Origin of the sequence: Rubellimicrobium thermophilum DSM 16684 (assembly GCF_000442315.1) — a bacterium.
In the GTDB taxonomy this organism is placed as follows: Bacteria; Pseudomonadota; Alphaproteobacteria; order Rhodobacterales; family Rhodobacteraceae; genus Rubellimicrobium; species Rubellimicrobium thermophilum.
In genome coordinates this window covers 1-19,543 of the sequence record NZ_KE557321.1, presented here as the reverse complement: position 1 = coordinate 19,543, position 19,543 = coordinate 1, and the positions used below count along the sequence as shown (strand labels likewise).

At 67.4% G+C, this 19,543-nt stretch carries 16 protein-coding genes and 3 pseudogenes; 9 read left to right on the top strand and 10 right to left on the bottom strand.

What is annotated here, in order from left to right; all coding sequences use genetic code 11:
• Genes RUTHE_RS07880 through bglB form a run of 7 tightly spaced genes read right to left on the bottom strand, consistent with a single transcriptional unit; the run spans position 1 to position 7,758 of the window.
• Complete coding sequence (locus tag RUTHE_RS07880) at positions 1-1,056, bottom strand: carbohydrate ABC transporter permease (RefSeq protein WP_021097830.1); 1,056 nt, start codon at positions 1,054-1,056, stop codon at positions 1-3.
• Positions 1,053-2,027, bottom strand: coding sequence for a carbohydrate ABC transporter permease (locus RUTHE_RS07875; protein ID WP_021097829.1), 975 nt, complete (start codon positions 2,025-2,027; stop codon positions 1,053-1,055). The genes RUTHE_RS07880 and RUTHE_RS07875 overlap by 4 nt, the downstream gene beginning before the upstream one ends.
• 39 nt (positions 2,028-2,066) lie before the next feature.
• Positions 2,067-3,332, bottom strand: coding sequence for an ABC transporter substrate-binding protein (locus tag RUTHE_RS07870; RefSeq protein ID WP_021097828.1), 1,266 nt, complete (start codon positions 3,330-3,332; stop codon positions 2,067-2,069).
• Positions 3,329-5,005 (bottom strand): hypothetical protein, encoded by a 1,677-nt coding sequence (locus tag RUTHE_RS16985; protein ID WP_021097827.1) that lies wholly within the window; start codon positions 5,003-5,005, stop codon positions 3,329-3,331. The genes RUTHE_RS07870 and RUTHE_RS16985 overlap by 4 nt, the downstream gene beginning before the upstream one ends.
• A 22-nt stretch (positions 5,006-5,027) precedes the next feature.
• Positions 5,028-5,849, bottom strand: coding sequence for a hypothetical protein (locus tag RUTHE_RS16980; protein WP_021097826.1), 822 nt, complete (start codon positions 5,847-5,849; stop codon positions 5,028-5,030).
• A complete protein-coding gene (gene kduI / locus RUTHE_RS07855) occupies positions 5,846-6,688 on the bottom strand; it encodes a 5-dehydro-4-deoxy-D-glucuronate isomerase (RefSeq protein ID WP_021097825.1) in 843 nt (280 codons plus the stop codon). Before kduI ends, RUTHE_RS16980 begins: the two co-directional genes overlap by 4 nt.
• Positions 6,685-7,758 (bottom strand): beta-galactosidase BglB, encoded by a 1,074-nt coding sequence (gene bglB, locus RUTHE_RS07850; protein ID WP_021097824.1) that lies wholly within the window; start codon positions 7,756-7,758, stop codon positions 6,685-6,687. Before bglB ends, kduI begins: the two co-directional genes overlap by 4 nt.
• Before the next feature lie 85 nt (positions 7,759-7,843).
• On the opposite strand from bglB, the gene RUTHE_RS07845 reads away from it, so the two are divergent.
• Positions 7,844-8,851: a LacI family DNA-binding transcriptional regulator gene (locus tag RUTHE_RS07845; protein ID WP_021097823.1), complete on the top strand. Its 1,008-nt coding sequence runs from the start codon at positions 7,844-7,846 to the stop codon at positions 8,849-8,851.
• Complete coding sequence (gene kduD / locus RUTHE_RS07840; RefSeq protein WP_021097822.1) at positions 8,848-9,582, top strand: 2-dehydro-3-deoxy-D-gluconate 5-dehydrogenase KduD; 735 nt, start codon at positions 8,848-8,850, stop codon at positions 9,580-9,582. Before RUTHE_RS07845 ends, kduD begins: the two co-directional genes overlap by 4 nt.
• A 96-nt stretch (positions 9,583-9,678) precedes the next feature.
• Here the strand turns inward: kduD and RUTHE_RS07835 are convergent, their stop codons facing one another.
• On the bottom strand, positions 9,679-10,347 hold the full coding sequence (locus RUTHE_RS07835) for a DUF1028 domain-containing protein (protein WP_021097821.1): 669 nt from the start codon (positions 10,345-10,347) through the stop codon (positions 9,679-9,681).
• Positions 10,348-10,488: 141 nt separating this feature from the next.
• On the opposite strand from RUTHE_RS07835, the gene RUTHE_RS07830 reads away from it, so the two are divergent.
• The 5 genes and pseudogenes from RUTHE_RS07830 (at position 10,489) to RUTHE_RS07810 (ending at position 16,675) form a co-directional block, all read left to right on the top strand.
• A complete protein-coding gene (locus RUTHE_RS07830; protein WP_021097820.1) occupies positions 10,489-12,078 on the top strand; it encodes an ABC transporter substrate-binding protein in 1,590 nt (529 codons plus the stop codon).
• A gap of 79 nt (positions 12,079-12,157) precedes the next feature.
• A complete protein-coding gene (locus tag RUTHE_RS07825; RefSeq protein WP_021097819.1) occupies positions 12,158-13,105 on the top strand; it encodes an ABC transporter permease in 948 nt (315 codons plus the stop codon).
• Positions 13,102-14,977, top strand: a pseudogene (locus RUTHE_RS07820) (dipeptide/oligopeptide/nickel ABC transporter permease/ATP-binding protein). The gene RUTHE_RS07825 and the pseudogene RUTHE_RS07820 overlap by 4 nt, the downstream one beginning before the upstream one ends.
• Positions 14,974-15,939 (top strand): ABC transporter ATP-binding protein, encoded by a 966-nt coding sequence (locus RUTHE_RS07815; protein ID WP_021097817.1) that lies wholly within the window; start codon positions 14,974-14,976, stop codon positions 15,937-15,939. Before RUTHE_RS07820 ends, RUTHE_RS07815 begins: the two are co-directional and overlap by 4 nt.
• The gene (locus tag RUTHE_RS07810; RefSeq protein WP_021097816.1) at positions 15,899-16,675 is read left to right on the top strand and encodes a FadR/GntR family transcriptional regulator; all 777 of its coding nucleotides are present in this window, start codon (positions 15,899-15,901) and stop codon (positions 16,673-16,675) included. The genes RUTHE_RS07815 and RUTHE_RS07810 overlap by 41 nt, the downstream gene beginning before the upstream one ends.
• 266 nt (positions 16,676-16,941) lie before the next feature.
• On the opposite strand, the pseudogene RUTHE_RS18610 reads toward RUTHE_RS07810, so the two are convergent.
• A pseudogene (locus RUTHE_RS18610) lies at positions 16,942-17,055 on the bottom strand (IS3 family transposase); the annotation flags it as partial.
• 88 nt (positions 17,056-17,143) lie between these two features.
• Positions 17,144-18,390: pseudogene (locus tag RUTHE_RS07800) on the bottom strand (IS3 family transposase).
• 109 nt (positions 18,391-18,499) lie between these two features.
• Between RUTHE_RS07800 and RUTHE_RS17500 the strand changes: the two are divergent.
• Both RUTHE_RS17500 and RUTHE_RS17495 read left to right on the top strand, forming a co-directional pair.
• On the top strand, positions 18,500-18,775 hold the full coding sequence (locus RUTHE_RS17500) for a S24/S26 family peptidase (protein WP_021097813.1): 276 nt from the start codon (positions 18,500-18,502) through the stop codon (positions 18,773-18,775).
• A 223-nt stretch (positions 18,776-18,998) separates the two neighbouring features.
• Complete coding sequence (locus tag RUTHE_RS17495; RefSeq protein WP_021097812.1) at positions 18,999-19,331, top strand: hypothetical protein; 333 nt, start codon at positions 18,999-19,001, stop codon at positions 19,329-19,331.
• Positions 19,332-19,543 lie beyond the last annotated feature (212 nt).

The following is a 19,543-nucleotide window of genomic DNA, read 5'->3' as shown; positions in this document are numbered from 1 at the left end:
CTATTTGAGACCGGCACCGGCGATGCCGGTGGTGATGAAGCGTTGCAGGAGGATGAAGACCAGGACCACCGGGATCATGGTGACGACGGTCATCGCCAGGATGTAATGCCACTGCACATTCAGCTCGCCCGCATAGGAGTTCAGCCCGACCTGCAGGGTATAGAGCTCGCGCCGGGTGAGTACGATCAGCGGCCAGAGGAAGTCGTTCCAGCGCCAGACGACGGAGAAGATCGCCAGCACCGCCAGAGCCGGGGCTGAAAGCGGCAGGACGATGCGCCAGTAGATCTGCCATTCGCTGGCATGGTCCATCCGCGCCGCCTCGATCAGCTCGTCCGGGATGGTGAGCATGTATTGCCGAAGCAGGAAGACACCGGTCGGCGTGGCGATGGTGGGCAGGATGACCCCCCAGAGGCTGTCGAGCAGCCCCACCCGGCTGACCACCGAATAGAGCGGCACGAGGATGACCGAGAGGGGCACCATCAGCGTGCCGACGATCACCAGCATCACCGCATCGCGCCCGCGGAAACGGTATTTCGACAGGGCGAAGGCGGCCATGGAATTGGTCAGCAGGGTCAGAAGCGTAGCCGTCACGGTGACGAAGACGGAATTGCGCAGATAGGTGAAGAAATCGAAATGGAGGAACGGATCGGTATAGTTCGCCGTGGCGAGACCGATCTCCCGCAGGGGGGCACGCTGGGATATGGGCACACTGATGCGCAGGGCAGGATCGGCCGGATCGACCATCTGGGCATTGGCGCCCAGGCGGCGGATCTGGGCCAGGATGCGCGTCTCGCCCCCCGGCAGGGTAACGGTGTAGAGCGGCAGGGGCGTGTCGAAGCCCTCGACTTCGGCGACCCGCTGCACATAGGGCAGGAGCGTGGGAGGAAACTCGGCCAGTTGCGCCGGATCCTTGAAGGAGGACGACAGGAGCCAGAGTGCCGGTCCCAGCATCAGGATGGTGCCGCCGATCAGCCAGATCCAGCTGGCGACATCGGTCCAGTGCCACCGGCCGCCATGGCCCCGTCGCCGGGTGATGAAGGTTTTCAGGCCGGTCATCGCTGCCGCATCCGTTCGGCCCGGCGCGACAGCGCCAGCTGGATGAGCGTCAGCACGACCAGAAGCCCCCCCATCAGGATCGAGGCCGCGGCTGCCAGGCCGGGATTGCGCAGGAACGAGGCGAAGCCGACTTCGTAGATGTATTGTGTCATGAACATCGTCGCGGTGCCCGGTCCCCCGCCGGTGAGCACATAGGCCTCGTCGAAGATCTGCACCGCGCGGATCAGCGCCAGGACCAGGACGACGGCGAGATTCGGCCCCAGCAGCGGCAGGGTGATGCGCCAGAACACGCGGGAAGGCGGGGTCGCATCCATTTCGGCGGCCTCATAGAGGTCCCGCGGGATGGCCTGCAGACCGGCCAGCAGGATCAGGGTGTAGAAGCCCATATGCGCCCAGGTGCTGACCCCGACGGCCGCCGCGAAGGCCCAGAAGCGGTCATTGAGCCAGATCACCGGATCCCCGCCCAGGCGGACGACGATCAGGTTGAGAAGCCCCTCGCGCTGGAGGATCCAGCGCCAGATCAGCCCCACCACCACCGGCGACAGCAGGACCGGAAAGAAGAACACGGCGCGCCACAATCCCCGCCCCGCGATCCGGCGGTTGAGGATCAGCGCCGTGATCATCGACACCGTGACCATGAGCGCCACCTGGGAGAGGACGAAGCGGGCCGTGTTGTGCACGGCGCGCCAGAACTGGTCCTCGCGGCAGGTCATCGGCTGGAGATGGTTCTGGCAGTCCAGCAGCCTTTCGTATTGCTGCATGCCCACCCAGGGGCGCTGTTCCAGCAGGATCTCGGCCCCGCCGGTGAAGGAATAGAGGAGGTTGAGCACCAGGGGGACGATCACGAAGATCCCGAAGATCGTCATGTTCGGGATCAGGAAGACGGCAATCATGCCGGCATGGCCGGTCCGGCGCTGCCACAGGGCGAGCACCGGTTCGAGAACCCGGGCTGCCAGGACAAATGGCAGCATGGCCATTTGTCCCAGTCGGGTCGCGATCCCCTTCATGCCTCAGCGCGCCGCGGCGACCTGATCGGCAATGTCGCGATCGATCAGCTCCCGCGCCTGATCGAGGCTCAGCTCGCCGGCCATCACCTGGCTGATCCGCGTGACCAGGGCTCCATAATAGGTGTTGGCCCATTGCCAGGCCGGCAGGGCATTGGCGGCCGGCAGGGTTTCCCGCGATGCCTGCACGAAGCGTTCCAGCGCCGGGGGAACATTCGGATCCTCAGACCGGAAGGCGAGATCGCCGGCCGCCACGATCCCGGCATGGGCCGGAAGGAACAGCGTGCGTTCCGAGAATTCGCGCACGACGGGTTCGGAGGCCAGATAATCCATGACCCGCGCGACGGCCTCGGGGTGCTGGGTATAGCGGATCGCCACCAGTCCTGCCCCGCCCGGCATGCCGGAACAGCCCACCGTGCCGCAGGGCGAGCCGATCGCGGCCCAGTCGAAGGCATCGCCGATCTTGGCCGACAGGTTCGCGACCTGCCAGGAGCCGGAATAGTAGAAGGGGATCGTCCCGTTGGCGAAGTCGTCGGCGGCGGCCCGATAGGTGGTGCCCGCGGCCGAGACCCAGGTATCGGGCAGCATCAGCCCCTGCCCCGTCCACTCCACCAGACGGGAGACAAAGGCCATGGTGCCTTCGTCCACCGGGGCGGGCAGCCCGTCAGGGCCGATGTAGTTTGCCCCGTAGGAGAGATTCGGACCGGTGATGCGATGTCCCGAGCGGTCGATGGCAAAGGCCGCAGGCAGGCCCTGGCTTTCCATCACCTGCCGGCTGGCCTCGATCCACTCATCCCAGGTGGCCTCGGGACCGGGCAAGGCGACACCGGCCTGTTCGAAGAGCGTCAGGTTGACGAAGCCGCCGGTCATGGTGAGCTGGGTCATGAAGCCCGTGATGGCGTCCGAGCCATCCTCGCGCATCCAGTCGAGCCGGTCGCCGAAATTGGCTTCCCAGTAGGCCGGATCGGCCAGATAGGGCCGCATGTCGAGCCAGTGTTCCGCCTGCGCCTTGAGATTGGTGACCCGCGCGATGTCCGGCCCCGTGCCGGACGCCAGCTGGACCGGCAGCTGTTCCTGGATCACCTGAAAGGCGACATTCTCGAGAATCACGTCGATATCGGGGTTCGCGGCCTCGAAGCGGTCCAGCAGCTCGCTGATGACTTCGCCTTCGTTGCCGTCGGAATACCACAGGATCCGCACCGGCACCGGCTCCGCCTGCGCAGAGGCCGCCGCCAGAACAAGGGCCGAAAGCCCGAGCCATAGCCTTTTCATCCGACATCCTCCCTGATGTCCTGCCCGCCTTTCAGGGCGCCACGCGGCAGGACGATGCGCGTGCCCCGCACCGTTGTCTCCTCGGGGTCGAGCCTGCGCCCCTCGGCGCTGATGCATCCGTCAGGATGCATCGCGACCGGTCCGTAATCGGGATCCTCGATGAGGATGGTGCCATCCGGCCCCTCGCGCGGGACCAGCGCGCCGAAGCGCGCGGCAAAGGCGGTCCCGTCACCATGCAGCGCCCGGCTACCCAGGCGGACAAGCCACCAGCCCTCGCGCCCGGCAAGGCGCAGTTCCTGACCGGCGGTCGGCCCCTGCTCGAGCAGCATGAGCGGCCCCGAAGCGCGAAGCATCAGATGGGCCTGGCCGGCCTCGGCCCAGGGCAGTCTGCCCTCCAGCCGCACGGCATCGAAATGCGCAACCGGGAACCATGCATGGGTGAAATCGGGCTGCGGCGCGACCCCCGCAAAGCGCAGCAGCGCGAGGTCGCGATACTGCTGCACGCGCGGGATGCTGGCCGAACCGCCCCAGTAGGAGGGCCGTCCATAGCCGCAGTGAACCACCTCGCCGGGATGGTTGATCCAGACCTGCGCCGCCGGATCATCCCCGAGCCGGGCATGGAGCAGCGTTTCCTGATAGCCCCATTCGCCCCAGCGATAGGCCATGGCCGAGCCCATCGCGTGATCGGCGGTCTTGTGATGGTAGAGACGGGCAAAGCGCCCCTGACCCTGGGCAAAGCGCCATTCCTGCGCGGTCTCACCCGTCCAGACAGCGCGATCGCGCAGATCGGGCAGGGACAGGCCATGATCGCGCAGGCAGAGCGCCAGTTGCGGCGTGGCATGGAAGCGCGCGCCGAAGCTGCCGGTGCCCCACAGAAGCCGGCCGATGGCGGACAGCTCCAGCGTGCTCGTGCCGCGCAGCGTGTGTTCGTAGCTCCGTCCCTGGGCGGCGGTCAGCACGCCGCGATGGGCGGAATTGGCGACCAGTTCGATGAGCCGCGCGATGCCCCGGGCTGCGCGCGCGCGCAGCCCCGCATCGGGGGAGAGCGCGAAGATCGCCGTCAGGCCCTTGAGGTCGATCGGGAAATAGGGGGCCGAATTGAATTCGGCCATTTCCCAGGCCTCGAAATGATCGAACCATATCCCGAGCCTTTCGGCCCCGATCCGGGCCTGTTCGTGCCCCTTGCGGCCCGAACGGCGGAAGGTGGCCTCCGGCAGGAGCGTGCCGGCCAGATGGGCGGCAGTGTGAAACAGCAGGGCGTGGTTTTCCGAGAAATACCACTGCACGTCGTTCCCCGGCTCGTCCATCCAGTAGCGGTAGCCGAGGATGGTGCGGTCGATGCGGGTGCAGAGATCCTCTCCCAGAAGCGCCGGCCAGCGCATGCGCGACCAGATCAGCGGCACCAGCGCAAAATCGGCGCAGTCCCAGCAGGCATCGATGTGTTCCAGGGCTGCGGCGATCATCGCGCGGGTGCGGGCGCCCTGATCGCCCCGCGCCAGGCGTGCCAGCGCGGTGACGGTGTCCGCCTCGCCCCCCTCGGCGACGGCCTGCAGCGCCTCGGCGATGCGGGCCTCCGCCGTGGCGGGGGCCGGCCCCTGTCGGCGGGCATGCGCAATCTCGGTTCCGAAGACCCGGCTGGCCGAGAAGCCCGGCACACTCAGGGCAAGCTCCACATGACGGAAGTCGGCGGGGAGGTCATCCGCATGGCCGATGTCGAGGCGCGTCGCCCCGGGCGACAGACAGCGGCGGATCGGCGGATGGGGGATCGTGCGACATGAAATCCCCCACGATCCGGATCTCGGCCTCCGCCTCGATCCCGAGCGGCCGCGGCAGATGCAGCGCGACCGCCATGCCGTCATATGTGGCACGGGGAAAATGCAGCGTCTCGAGTGCCGTCTCGATGGCGGCCGCCTGTTCGGGAGCGCAGTCGATCGCGATCGCCTGTCGGGCGGCGGGGCCGTCCAGATAATCGAGCTGGACGAGGAAGCGCGTGTCGCGTTCGGCCAGATCGTCGAAGAAAATCTCGATGCGGTTCTCGCCGGCCGCCAGCAGGACATCGGCTTCGGTCGAGGTCTCGAGGTTGCGCAGATAGCGGGCGTTCCAGACGACCTCGGTCCCGTTCACGCGCAGGATCGCCCCTCCGCATGTGGTCAGGCGCAACCGCGCCGGGCCGGCGGCCTCGGTGCAGATCAGCGTCTCGGCCCGCGCCGCGATGCGCGTGGGGCGGAACCAGAAGCCCGAAAGATCGAGCCGGGGCGACCCGAAGCCGAGCCAGACCCGCCCGGCCGGACCGGTCTCGCGCTCCTCGGGGCGGCGATCGCGGAAGCGCGCGGCGAACTCGGTCCGGCAGGGATATTCGTGGGGGATGTAGTTCTTCTCCTTCGTGAGGAAGAAGAAGGGATCCATTTCCCCCTGCATCGGGCGGTCCTGCACATCGAAGGGTTCGTCGACCACGGTCGAATGCCGCCACAAGGTGACAGCCTCGCCCGCAGAGAGGGGGCGCGCGTGGCGGCTCATCGCAGGTTCTCCACCGGCACCGGGTCCACATCCTGATAGACCTGATTCTCGCCGGTCATGCCCCAGACAAAGGCGTAGGGGCCGGTGCCCGCGCCCATGTGGATCGACCAGGCGGGCGACAGCACCGCATCCCCCGAACCCACCACCAGATGGCGGGTGTTGTCGGGGCGCCCCATCAGATGGATCACCCGATCCTGCGGGGCCATGTCGAAATAGAGATAGGCTTCCATCCGCCGCTCATGCAGATGCGGGGGCATGGTGTTCCAGACGCTGCCCGGCTCGAGATCGGTGATGCCCATCAGGAGCAGGCAGGAGGGCGCCACCTCGGGATGGATGTACATGCGCAAGGTGCGCAGATTGGCGCGGGCCGCCTCGCCGAAGCGCACGGCCTTGGCCTGATCCCGGGTGATCAGGCGGTGGGGGTAGCTCATGCCTGCGGGCACGGAATTGAGATAGAACAGGGCAGGATTCCGGGGATCCTGCGAAGCCAGTTCCACCTGCCGCGCGCCCCGTCCGACATAGAGGACATCGCGCGGGGCGAGGTCGAAGCGCTGCCCGTCCACCGTGACGCGGCCTGCCGCCCGGCCCAGATTGGCGATGCCCCCTTCGCGCGCGTCGAACAGATGCGCCGTGCCGACAGGGGCGCCGTCGCCGATGCCGATGGCCTGCCCGGTCGGCACGATGCCACCCAGCACCATCCGGTCGAGATGGGTATAGGTCATGCGCGCCTCGCCGTGAGCCAGGATCGACTCGACGAGATATTCGGCCCGCAGATCGGCCGTGGTCATCCGGTCGATAGCGGCGGGCGAAGCGCCATGGCGGGTCGTCCATGTGATCATGCGGCCAATCCTTCGGTCAGGCACAAGATCGCCAGCGCCTGGCCATAGCCGGTGGGCTGGATCGGGATGTCGCGGTAGAATTGCAGATCATGGCCCATGCGGGTGCCGTAGCTGACCCCGCCGACCACGCCATCGGGGCCGATCTGCGAAAGGACATAGGCCAGACCGCGCTGTCCGGCCCGTGCCGCCGCGGCCCCGGCACGACCCGTGCGGGCCGCCCTCATCAGACCATAGGCGATACCGGCAGTGGCCGATGTTTCCTTGTAGCTGGCGGGATCGTCGAGCAGGGTGCGCCAGGCGCCGTCCTCGCATTGCAGCGGCAGGAGGGCGTCGATCTGCGCGGCAAGCAGCCCGTCGAGATACCGACCCACTGCCGGATCGAGGGTGCAGAGTCCCGGCAGATCGGCCAGCCCCGCGGTGATCCAGGCATTGCCGCGCGCCCAGCGGGCACGGGCGAAATTGTCGCGGCGCGAGAAGCTCCAGCCGTGGAACCAGAGGCCGCTGACGGGGTCGGCCAGGAAGCGCGCATGGACGAGAAACTGATGCTGGGCCTCATCCACCAGCACGCGCTGGCCGCTGGCCTCGCCATAGGCGGCCAGGAAGAGCGCTACCATGAACAGGGTGTCGTCCCAGAGCTCACCTTCGTTCACCCGGTCCGAGACATCGTGCTGGAAGCCGCCTTCGGGGGTGCGGGGCGCCTCGTCCATCAGTCGCTCGGCCCAGTCCTGCAGCATGGACCGCCAGCGCGGATCGCGGGTGCGCGCCCACAGCAGGGTCAGGGCCAGCATCGGCGCGGTGGTGTTGACATTCAGCGGAGGCAGGCCGCGGGCCCGATGGGCCTCATACCAGTCCTCGAGCAGGCGGCGCAGCCTGTCATCGCCGTTCTCCTGCCACAGCCGCACCAGGCCATAGAGGCCCACGCCCTGCGGCCATTCCCAGGCATGGAAGCTGATATAATCGCCCCGGCTCCCATCGAGATTGGGCTCTTCGAAGCGCCCCTCGTCGCGCAGCGCGGTCAGGCCGGCGACCAGCCGGTCAAGGGTGGCACGCAGATGCGAGTCTTCGGTCATTGCATTCTCCTTGCGTTATCGTTACGAATTGACGTATTTCTTGCAATGACTGAAAATTTTTTGCAGAGACTGGGCCGAGGGGCCGATGACAAGCAGACGCGTCCGGATGGAAGACCTGGCCGAGCATTGCCGCGTGTCGGTCGCCACCGTCAGCCGGGTGCTGGCCGATCAGCCCGGCGTTCGCCCCGAGCTGCGTCGGCGCGTGCGCGAGGCCGCCGCCGCCCTGGGCTATGCGCTGCCGCTCACCCTGGCCGGGCGCCGTGCCATCCTGCTGGCCAGTCGCCCGGCGCTGATCGATGCCGCACGTAGCCAGTTCACCCTTCATGTGCTCAAGGGCATGCGCGAGCGGGCCGCCGCGCTGGGCATGACGCTCGAGATGCGCCCCATCGACCAGCCCTTTGTCGACAGTTTCCGGCCGGAGGAGGATGCCGCGGGCTATCTGCTGTTGACCCCCGAATCCGATGCCCAGATCGATGCGGCAGCCCGTCAGGATCGGCCGGTGATCCTGGTCAATGCCGACGATCCGCTGATGCGCCTGTCCTCTGTCGCGCCCTGCAACCGCACCGCGGCAGCACTGGCCACGGAAAGGCTGATCACGCTGGGCCATCGGCGCATCCTGTTCCTGACCCGTCCGGGCCGACGCACCATTGCACGTCGGCAGGAAGGCTGGGCCGAACGTCTGGCTGCACAGGGACTGGCCGCCGATCTGATCGAGGCGGTGGACGACTGGCACCCGGATCAGGCTGCCGCGGCCCTCAAGGCCCGCCTGGCACGCGGCCCCCGCGATTTCACCGCCATCCTGGCCGCCGGCGACAGCCTGGCCATCGGCGCCCTGGTGGCCCTTGCCGAACTGGGCATCCGGGTTCCCGGAGAGGTCAGCGTCATGGGCTTCGACGGTCTGCCGCAATGCGAGCTGCAGTCCCCGCCGCTCAGCGCCGTCGAGATCCCGATGCGGGCCATCGGCGCGGCCGCACTCGACCTGCTGCGCGAGGTGCTGACCCATCCCGAGGCGCCTCCGCGCCGTGCCGAACTGGCCTGCCGGATCGTCGAGCGCGGCTCGACAGGCCCGGCCCCTTCGGAGCAGGACCCATGACCCACCCCTTCCGACTGGATGGCAGGACCGCGCTGGTCACCGGCGCCAATGCCGGGATCGGCCAGGCCATCGCCCTGGCCCTCGGACGGGCCGGGGCACGGGTGATCGCCGCCTCGCGCCGCCCTGCGACCGAAACCCTGACCGCCCTGGGCCCACAGGGCGAGGCCCTGATGCTGGATCTGTCCGACCCCCTGGCGGCGCGCGACATCTTTGCCGGGCGCCGCGTGGACATCCTGGTCAACAATGCCGGCATCATCCGCCGTGCCGACAGCCTCGACGTCACGGAACAGGACTGGGACGAGGTCATGGATGTGAACCTCAAGGCGGTGTTCTTCACAACGCAGGCCTTTGCCCGCGCGGTGCTGGCGCGCGGAGGCCGGGGCAAGGTGATCAACATCGCCTCGCTCCTGTCCTTTCAGGGGGGCATCCGGGTGGCCAGCTACACCGCCGCCAAGCACGGGGTCGCCGGCCTGACCCGGATCCTGGCCAATGAATGGGCCGGTCGCGGCATCAATGTGAATGCCATCGCCCCCGGCTATATCGAGACAGCCAACACCGCCGCCCTCCGCGCCGATCCCGAACGCAATGCCGCGATCCTGGCGCGCATCCCGGCCGGGCGCTGGGGACGCCCCGAGGACATCGCCGAAACGGCCGTGTTCCTGGCGGCACCAGCCTCGAACTACATCCATGGCGCGGTGCTGAATGTCGATGGCGGCTGGCTGGCCCGCTGACCCGGACGCCCAGCCCCTTCGCCCCGCATTGGACCGTCGGCCCGGACAGGACCCCCATGACCGGCCCCGTCGGCACCCTGCGGCACGGAAGGTCGATCACTCGGCTGTCCGCTCCCTGTCGGTGATCACCGGCACATGGCGCAGCCAGGCGGCATAGTCCCCCCCCGTCGTGGCCCGACGATGGAGATCACGCAGCGCGCCCAGCGGATCGTCGGGATGGAAATCGATGCGCAGCGTGAGCGGCGGCTGCTCGGGGCTCAGGACGAGCAGGGCGGCCGACTGCACACCCCGTTGATCGCCTCCCGCCTCCGCGGCGGCCTCGAGCGCCCGCATGAGACGGTCATCGAGGGATCCGCGCGTGCTGCAGAACCCTTCCACGAGCGCTGACAGCACGCCCTCATCCGTCAGCAGGTTGCCCGCGGCGACACCACCGTCAAAGATGACATGACCCCTGAACGCGCCGTTTCTCGCACCGGTGAAGGCAGCCCCTTCGCCAGCGTCCGACAGCGCCGCGAGCTGGCGCCAGTCGCGCCCGCGATCCGCACGCACGATCCTTTCGATCGCCGTCCGGGGAGACAGACCCTCGCGCATCAGATGCAGCACATCCTCGCCCCAGAACGTGGAGGGGGCCGCACCCTGGCTCGCGGACATTCCCGCCCCGAGCGCGCCTCTCAGCACCCAACCGCCCACGCACAGGCTTCCTGTCGCGGCCGCGCCCCCGATGGATCCCGTCTGCGCGTCATGGGCGAGAATGGAAAAGGTCATCTCGCACCTCCTTGCCCAGAATTATCATGATAAATTGACGCACACAATTTATCATGATAAATTGACCCCAAAGGCATCGCGCTCCACCGGGCACCACCGAGCGCCCATCCCCAAGGATGCCCAACAGGGAGACCGTGACCGATGAGCTTTCGCCATCCGACGCGCCGAGGCTTTCTGGCCTCGGGCATGAGCAGCCTGGCCGCCCTTGCCGTGACGGGGTCAGTTCCGGGTCGGGCCCAGGCCGCAACGCCGCCGGGGGTTCTGGTGGTCGGGCAGATCGCCGAGCCCAAGGCCCTTGACCCGGCGGCCGTCACGGCGGTCAACGACTTCCGTATCCTCGTCAATCTCTATGAGGGGCTGACCCGCTACCGGCCGGGCACGCTCGAAGTGGCACCCGGTCTCGCCAGCGACTGGACCATCAGCGACGACGGCACCGTCTATACCTTCACCCTGCGCGAGAATGTGCGCTTTCATGACGGCACGCCCTTCGATGCCGAGGCGGTGAAGTTCAACTTCGACCGCATGCTCGATGAAACCCACCCCTACCATGACACCGGCCCGTTTCCGCTGGCCTTCTTCTTCGGCTCGGTCGCACGGATCGAAGCGCTCGATCCGCACAGCGTGCGCTTCACGCTGAAGGAGCCCTACGCGCCCTTCCTGTCGAACCTCGCCTATCCCACCGGTCTGCTCGTCTCGCCCCAGGCCGTGAGGCAGCACGGCCATGAGTTCGGCCGCAACCCGGTCGGCACCGGGCCGTTCCGCTTTGTCGAATGGCGCTCCAACGAGGCGGTGGTGATCGAGCGCAACCCCGACTACTGGGGCGAGAAGGCTGCAACCGAGGCGGTGATCTTCCGTCCCATCACCGATGCCAACACCCGTGTCGCCGAGATGCTGGCCGGCGGCATCGACCTGATGGTTGAGGTGCCCCCCGCCTCGCTGGCACAGTTCCGGGACGGACGCTTCTCGATCGTCGAGCAGGCCGGCCCGCATCTGTGGTTCCTGATCCTGAACTGCAAGGAAGGCCCCTTTGCCGACAAGCGCGTGCGCCAGGCGGCCAATTACGCAATCAACAAGGAGGCGATCGCCAACGACGTGCTCGAGGGCACGGCCACGGTGGCCGCCGGCCCCATCCCGCCGGCCTTCAACTGGGCCCATGACGACACGCTGGAGCCCTACCCCTACGATCCAGAGAGGGCTCGGGCGCTGATCGAAGAGGCGGGGGCGGTGGGCGCCAGGCTTGTCTTCTACGTCACCGAAGGCGGCTCGGGCATGCTCGACCCGCTGCCGATGGGCACTGCCATTCAGGCCGATCTCGAGGCGGTCGGCTTCGACGTGGAGATCCGGACCTTCGAATGGAACACCTTCCTCGCACAGGTGAACCCCGGCCTCGCGGGCAAGGCGGACATGGCCGAAATGGCGTGGATGACCAACGACCCCGACACCCTGCCCTATCTGGCCCTGCGCACCGAGGCCTGGCCCGACACGGGCGGCTTCAACTCGGGCTACTACTCCAACCCGACGGTGGACGCGCTGCTGGAACAGGCGCGCACCTCCACCGATCAGGCCGAGCGCGCACAGCTCTACAGGGAGATGCAGGCCATCGTGCATGACGATGCGCCATGGGTCTTCGTCGCCAACTGGAAGCAGAATGCCGTCACCAGCGACAGGGTGAAGAACTTCCGGCTCGAACCCTCCTTCCTGCTGCATCTTGCATCGGTGGTGAAGGATTGACGGGGAGGCGCTGAGGCGGCCGCCCCCGACCCGCGCCTCCGGAGGCGGTCACCAGCCCCCACTTGCAGGTCATCGGAACATGGGCGGCTACATCCTCAGGAGACTGATCGCGGCGGTGCCGGTGCTGCTTGGCATCACTGTGATCGTCTTTCTTGTCATGTCGCTCATCCCGGGCGACCCGGCCACAGCCATTCTCGGCGCCTATGCCACGCCGGAGAACGTGGAGAAGCTCAACCGCGATCTCGGCCTCGACCGCCCCATGGTGGAACGCTACGTCATCTGGCTCGGCAACATGCTGCAGGGCGACTTCGGCCGCTCCTTCTCGCGCAACCGCCCGGTGATCGACGAGGTGGCCGAGCGCTTCTCCGCCACGCTTGTGCTGGCCGGCACGAGCTTCGTCCTCTGCGCGTTCTTCGGCATCATCGCGGGCGTCATCTCGGCGGTGCGCCAATACGGATTCGCCGACAGGCTGATCACCTTCGCCGTCCTCGTCGGCATCTCGGTGCCGCCCTTCTTTCTCGGCATGATCATGATCCTGGTCTTCGCCGTGCATCTGCGCTGGCTTCCGGTGAGCGGGATGTATGCCATCTATGGCGGCGGCGATCTGGCCGACCTCCTCCGGCATCTGGTGATGCCGGCGCTGGCTCTGGCGGCGGTCGCGGCCGGCGTGGTGGCAAGGCTGGCGCGATCGGCCATGCTCGAGGTGCTCAGGCAGGATCACATCCGGACGGCCCGAGCCAAGGGCCTGCCCGAGCGCCGGGTCATTCTCGGCCACGCGCTGCGCAGTGCGATGGTCTCGATCATCCCGGTTCTGGGGCTTCAGGCCGGTTTCGTGCTCTCTGGAGCAGTCTATATCGAGACCGTCTTCCAGTGGCCGGGGGTGGGGCGCATGCTGGTGGATGCGATCCTCACGCGCGACCTGATGCTGGTGCAGGGCGGCGTCGTCCTGGTGGCAGCGGCCTATGTGCTGTTCAACATCGCGGTCGATGTCGCCCAGGCCCTGCTCGATCCCCGGATCAAGACATGAGAACCTTTTTCCGACGCCTGGCACGCAACCGCCTCGCCTCGGCCGGGGGGGGCGATGCTGGCGCTGATCCTGCTCCTGGCACTGGCCACGCCCTTCCTGCCGCTGCAGGATCCGAACGCGACCGCCACCGCCGAACGCTTCGCCCGCCCCCTCTCCCCGGACCATCTCCTGGGCACCGATCACTTGGGGCGCGACCTGCTCGCACGGCTTGTGCATGGCACCCGCCTGTCGCTGGCGATGGGCCTGGCGGCGGCCCTCCTTGCCGCCGTGCTCGGCTCGATCCTCGGCATCGTTGCCGGGTTCCTTGGCGGGCGGGCAGACAATCTCATCATGCGCGGGATCGACATGCTGATGGGCTTTCCCTACGTGCTTCTGGCCCTGGCAATCGTCGCCGCTCTGGGCCCGGGGCTCGTCAACGCGCTGATCGCGGTCGCCGCGGTCAACATGCCCTTCTTCGCACGCAACATCCGCGGCGTGACCGTGGCCCTCGCCGGGCGCGAGTTCGTCGATGCCGCGCGGCTGTCCGGCATGGGCAATCTGCGCATCATGGCGGTGGAGATCCTGCCCAACGTGCTGCCGGTGATCGTCATCGCCCTGACCACCACCACCGGCTGGATGATCCTCGAGACAGCGGGACTCAGCTTTCTGGGGCTCGGCAGCCAGCCGCCACAGGCCGATCTTGGTTCGATGCTGGGAGAGGCGCGCGCAGCGCTGATCTCGCACCCCCATGTCGCGGTGGTGCCGGGGGTGATGATCTTTCTTGTGGTCATGTCGATCAATCTCTTCGGCGACGGGGTGCGCGACGCGCTCGACCCCCGGCTCGGCGCCGGAGCACCGACCCGCCCGCTGCCCGCCACGGTGGTGGACCGCACCGGGCCGCCTCCGCCATCGCAGGCGGGCCATGGCGCGCTGCTGGCGATCGATGATCTGAGGACCGAGTTCCGCATCGGCCGGCGCGTCCTGCCTGCGGCAGGCGGCGTCAGCCTCTCGCTCGGACGAGGCGAGGCTCTCGGCCTCGTCGGCGAGTCGGGCTCGGGCAAGTCGGTGACAGCCCTTTCGGTGATGCGTCTCGTGGCCTCTCCGCCGGGGGTGATCGCCGGCGGAACGGTTCGACTCGACGACACGGAGGTGCTCGACGCACCCCTTCGGATCCTGCGTGGCCTGCGCGGGCGGCGCGTGGCCTATGTCTTCCAGGACCCGCAGGGCACATTGCACCCGCTCTACCGCATCGGAGAGCAGCTGACCGAGGCAATCCGTGCCCACCAGCCGATGAGCCTGCAGGCAGCGCGGGCACGGGCGATCGAGCTTCTGCGCGATGTGCGCATGCCCCGCCCCGAAGACAGGATCGACGACTACCCCCACCAGCTTTCAGGCGGACAGCGCCAGCGCGTGGGTATCGCCATGGCGCTTGCCAATGATCCCGATGTCATCATGGCCGACGAGCCGACGACGGCGCTCGATGTCACGGTCCAGGCGCAGATCCTGGCCCTGCTCGACCAGCTGCGGCGCGAGCGGGGCCTTGCCATTCTGTTCATAACCCATGACTTCGGTGTCGTGGCGCAGCTGTGCGAGCGGCTGGCCGTGATGTATGCCGGGCGCATCGTCGAAGAGGGTCCGACGGCCGAGGTTCTGGCCGCGCCAGCCCATCCCTACACGCGCCGGCTCATCGCCTGCGTGCCCGCACCGGGCGCCGGACGCCGTCGGCTCGAGACGATCCCGGGGCTGCCGCCGCCGCTCGATGCGCTGCCGCCCGGCTGCGCCTTCGCGCCGCGCTGCCACCGCGCACGCCCTGCATGCAGCGACGGGGAAGTCGTCCTGCGCCGCACCGGCATGCGTGCGGTGCGCTGTCTCTATCCGGAGGCGGCCGCATGACGACTGCGCCGGCCCTCAAGGTCGAAGGCCTGAGCAAGACCTTCGGTGCCCGCGCCCCGCTTCTGGGCCGGGCCCGGCCGGGGGTGCAGGCGGTGCGCGATGTCTCCTTTGCGGTGGCGCGCGGCGAGACGCTTGGCATCGTGGGCGAATCGGGCTCGGGCAAGTCGACGCTGGCGCGCATGCTGGCGGGGCTCCTCGCCCCGACGGCCGGCTGCATCGAGATCGCCGGCACGCGTCTCGGGATCGCCAAGCCGGCCCGGTCCGGGCGGCTTATCCAGTATGTGTTCCAGGATCCCGCCGCCAGCCTCAACCCCCGCCGCAGCGTGCGCCGCATTCTCGAAACCCCGCTGAAACTGCTGCACCACATGCCGCAGGCGGCCCGCGAGCAGCGCCTTGCCGAGCTCCTCGCAGCCGTCAGCCTGCCGACCGATGCGCTCGACCGCTACCCGCACGAATTCTCCGGCGGGCAGGCCCAGCGCATCGGCATCGCCCGCGCGCTGGCCGCCGATCCGCGCATTCTCGTGCTCGACGAGCCGGTCTCGGCGCTCGATGTCTCGGTGCAGGCGCAGGTTCTCAACCTGCTTGCCGAGCTGCAACAGCGCATGGGCCTGACCTATCTGTTCATCACCCATGACCTGGCTGTCGCCGAGGCCGTGTCGGACCGGGTCATGGTGCTCTATTTCGGCGCCGTGGTCGAACTGGGGCCGGCGCGCGAAATCCTTGCAAGGCCCGCACATCCCTATACCAGGCTTCTTGCCGACAGCGCACCGGTGACGGGCCGTCCCCTGCCCGCACCCGGGACAGCCGATGCCGGCCTGCCCGACCCGCGCCATCCCCCCGCCGGATGCGCCTTCGCCGGCCGATGTCCTCGCGCCGATGCCCTGTGCCGGGGACAGGCCCCACCACTGGAACGGATCGGAGATGATCGACTTGCCGCCTGCCACCACCCGCTTCGGGAATAAGCCCAGGACAAGCCGCCCCTTCCGCGTCGCCGAGGCGATCAAGAGCTGGGTCGTCGAGCAGGGTCTCAGGCCCGGCGACCGCCTGCCCCCGGAAGCCGAGCTGATCGAGCGTCTGGGCGTCTCCAAGGGGACCGTGCGCGAAGCCATGCGCCTTCTCGAGGCACAGGGGCTCATCAGGACACGCACGGGTCCGGGCGGCGGCAGTTTCGTGCACGAGGTCAGCCGTCAGCGCACCAAGGCGCTGCTGGCCAACTACTTCTTCTTCCGGCATCTCAGCATCGACGACATCTACGAGCTGCGCGCGCTCCTCGAGCCGAAGCTGGCGGCCTCGCTCGCCGGCAAGCTGGCACCGGAGGTTCTCGACACGCTCGAGGCGGTGATGGCGAATTATGCCCAACCCTCTCGCACGCTCGAGGAGGAACGAGCCCAGCACGTGGCCTCGCTGCGCTTTCACGCCATTCTGGCCGAACAGGCGAAGAACCCGCTTCTGGGCCTGATCATCGACTTCATGATCACGCTGCTGTCCGATCTCACCGTCTACCGGCGGCTCTATTCGCCGCGCAATCTCGAGCTCTGGCGGCAGGGCATCGACCACCAGTCACGCCTGATCGCCGCCCTCAGGGAGGGTGACGCCGCAGCGGCCGAGGCGATCATGAGCGCGCACATGCAGATCGCCGGGCAGCTGATGCGCGAGCAGGAAGCGGTGATCGACAACGGGTTCATCGCGTCCGTCTAGGGTCGGAACCTCCGGTTGCAGGGCCCTGGCGGTCAAGCCGAGTCGGATGCAGCCGGTTGGCGGCCGGAATCCGGGATGGCTAATCCGGGATGGCTGTTGACCTCCCCCCCGGTCGTCCCGCGACCCTGGCGAGAGACCCCCGGTTTGATAGGGGTCGGCTCCGGATCGGGGCGACAGGCCGGGCGCAGAGCCCCCGGACGGCTCGAGCCCCTCCCGTCACCGGGCGTCCGAGAGCCCGGCCCGCCATACCCTGGCTTTTATTCGTCGAAGGTCGCAGAACGCACGCCATGCTTCCGGCGCATATCGGCCGTCGCCATCCCGGCGTCCCGCGCCTTCAGGATGCCGACGATCTGTGCCGTGCTGAACCTTGGTGGCTTCATTTTGTCGGGGCGATCCCCATCCCGGACGGGGAGGCAAGGGGGCTCGGGTGGTAATCCCCCCATTCTTAGCGGGGTGCATCCGTAGAATTCACGCGGCCATCTTCAGTTTTTGGGCGGGGGTGATGCCGCCGATGCCCATGTTCAGGCGGTCGTTGTTGTAAGTCCAGAGCCATTGCGTGGCGAAGTCCTGAGCCTCCTCGATGGTTTCAAGGATGTAAAGATCCAGCCATTCGTGCCGGACCGTCCGGTTGTAGCGCTCGACATAGGCGTTCTGCTGGGGCTTGCGAGCTGAATGCAGGTCAGGGCGATGCCCTGCTTCTCGGCCCAGGTCCTCAGCATGGAACTGACATGTTCGGGGCCGTTGGCGACCCTGATTGCCGATGGCTTCCCGCGCCATCCGATGTGGAGGAGGATCAGGAAACGGTCCAATGGACCGTTTCCCCAACGACGGGTTCAGGAGGCGGACGACGCGTTCGGCGGGCAGCGCGAAGTCCCCCTCGATGCCCAGACCTTCGCAGTTGAAGTCGTCCAGCGCGTTCGGAAGCCGGGATTGTCGCCCGTCGGCCAGGCGGTCCGCCATGAAATCCATCGACCCGATCAGGTTCGGGGCATCCGGCGCGGCCAGTTCCTCAGGCTTCCCGCGCTTGAGACGTCGCCGCGGCTTGATGCGCAGGTTCAGCCCCAGCTCGCAGGAGATCCGGTGGACCCGCTTGTGGTTGCAGACATGCCCCTTCACGTTCCGCAGGGGCATGAAACACAGGCCGAAGCCCCAGCTCTTGTGGACATTGGTCAGCCCCAACAGCAGATCGGCGATCATCTCGTTCTCGTTGTTGCGCTTCGCGCCGCAGCGGAAGCAGGTCTCGCTGACGCCGAACGCGCGGCACGCCAGCGCGATGCTGGCCCCCTTCATCGCCCCGCCGCCTTCTCGGCGTTCGCCAGCAGCCTCGAACCGGTGGCGGCGTGCTGGACACCCCAGGCGCCGAGCGGGCTGCGTCACTTTGTTCCAGGAGCTTCTGAAGCAGGTCGGCCTGCATGCCGAGATTGGCAAACATGCGCTTCAGCCGCCGGGTGTTCGGCCACTCTCTCGAACCCGTGGCGTTCGTGGCCTCACTCCTCCAGCGCCTGCATCTGGCTCATCATGGACACATCCATGCCGCCATCCCTGGCACGCTCTCGCCGTCAGGCTCGAACCAGTGGCGCCTTGACGGCTCAATGTAAAACGTCGCGCTGCTGATCCCGTCCGTGAGCGCGGCAAAGCTCAGGCACGGGTATCCCGCCCTCCGCCTGGCGCAACACGCCCATGCTCTGGGCTTCGGTGAAACGGCTCTTCTTTATCTAAACCCCCTCGTCCCTCCTGCCGAGAAAATTCTACCCCCACACCCCTTAACCATGGAGAGGATTACCGAAGCGGTTCGAGCACATCCCGAACAGTGACCCGCCCGCGGTGCGCGTCATCTCCGACAACAAACACTATCCCGAGTACGAAAGAACGGCCAACGAGATCCATATCGTCGGCCGCATCCGTTGGTCGCGCGGGAGATCTGAGGTGATCGGGTTCCGGGAGATCGATGATGCCGATCCGGTGCTGGCGTTCTCGCCGCTGGTGCGTGGTGTCGAGAAGACCTTCGCCTGGATCGGCGAATACGGCGGCATTCCCCTGAGGCCGTCCAAGGCGTTCAAGCGGGTCTTCGTGCACTGGGCCGCGGCTGCGTTCGAGTGACCCGGCCACACCGAGGCGGGCCTCATCGCCGTCAACAAGGTGCTGAATGAGCAGGACTGTGCCCCGCTCATGGTGTCCCACGACCTGATGATCGCGATGAAGCTTGGCCGGCACTACAAGGGCGAGTTCCGCTTGAAAAACCAGCCAGGGGCTGGCGGGCCATCCCGGCCGGATTTTCGGCACGGTCATCCTGTTCTTCCTGTTCCGGATCAACCACGCCAGCATGTCGCGGTTCGACGACGCGCCGATCCTTGGCAACTGGGACGTGTTCCTGAACGTGCTCAACGTCGAGACCGAGGACGGGGCCACCGGCGCGCACCTCCGCCGCGTGTTCTTCGGCGAGCCTGAGACGGGACCTATCCCGCGGTACGACGAGGGGATGGGTCAGCTCTACATCCAGGTGCTGCGTCCGCTCTGCTGGGCCGGCCTGGTGCAGCAGGAACGCGGCACGGCCAGCTATCGCTTCGAGGAGGCAGTGTTCATGAAGACGCCGCTGTGGCGGGCGGCGCTCGTTCTCGACACCGATCCCGAGGTCGCGCCAGCGACACATCATTGAGGCGTTGCCAATTCCCAATTCTGCGCGGGCTTACGCAGGAATCCCATAAGATATTGAATCAAATTGTTTTTATAGGTTTCTTGGGTAGCGTTTCTTCATGCAAACCGCTCCAAATATCCCCGGCCGGGCTCGAACCCGCTGCCGCCCGACTGGATGACCCTCGTCGAAGGTCACGTCCGTCAAGCTGGTGTAAATTCCTGGATGGCCTGAGG

Coding starts and splice junctions, on each gene's coding strand:
- RUTHE_RS07880 (WP_021097830.1), bottom strand. CDS start 1,056: ATGACCGGCCTGAAAACCTTCATCACCCGGCGACGGGGCCATGGCGGC.
- RUTHE_RS07875 (WP_021097829.1), bottom strand. CDS start 2,027: ATGCTGCCATTTGTCCTGGCAGCCCGGGTTCTCGAACCGGTGCTCGCC.
- RUTHE_RS07870 (WP_021097828.1), bottom strand. CDS start 3,332: ATGAAAAGGCTATGGCTCGGGCTTTCGGCCCTTGTTCTGGCGGCGGCC.
- RUTHE_RS16980 (WP_021097826.1), bottom strand. CDS start 5,849: ATGAGCCGCCACGCGCGCCCCCTCTCTGCGGGCGAGGCTGTCACCTTG.
- kduI (WP_021097825.1), bottom strand. CDS start 6,688: ATGATCACATGGACGACCCGCCATGGCGCTTCGCCCGCCGCTATCGAC.
- bglB (WP_021097824.1), bottom strand. CDS start 7,758: ATGACCGAAGACTCGCATCTGCGTGCCACCCTTGACCGGCTGGTCGCC.
- RUTHE_RS07845 (WP_021097823.1), top strand. CDS start 7,844: ATGACAAGCAGACGCGTCCGGATGGAAGACCTGGCCGAGCATTGCCGC.
- kduD (WP_021097822.1), top strand. CDS start 8,848: ATGACCCACCCCTTCCGACTGGATGGCAGGACCGCGCTGGTCACCGGC.
- RUTHE_RS07835 (WP_021097821.1), bottom strand. CDS start 10,347: ATGACCTTTTCCATTCTCGCCCATGACGCGCAGACGGGATCCATCGGG.
- RUTHE_RS07830 (WP_021097820.1), top strand. CDS start 10,489: ATGAGCTTTCGCCATCCGACGCGCCGAGGCTTTCTGGCCTCGGGCATG.
- RUTHE_RS07825 (WP_021097819.1), top strand. CDS start 12,158: ATGGGCGGCTACATCCTCAGGAGACTGATCGCGGCGGTGCCGGTGCTG.
- RUTHE_RS07815 (WP_021097817.1), top strand. CDS start 14,974: ATGACGACTGCGCCGGCCCTCAAGGTCGAAGGCCTGAGCAAGACCTTC.
- RUTHE_RS07810 (WP_021097816.1), top strand. CDS start 15,899: ATGATCGACTTGCCGCCTGCCACCACCCGCTTCGGGAATAAGCCCAGG.
- RUTHE_RS17495 (WP_021097812.1), top strand. CDS start 18,999: ATGTCGCGGTTCGACGACGCGCCGATCCTTGGCAACTGGGACGTGTTC.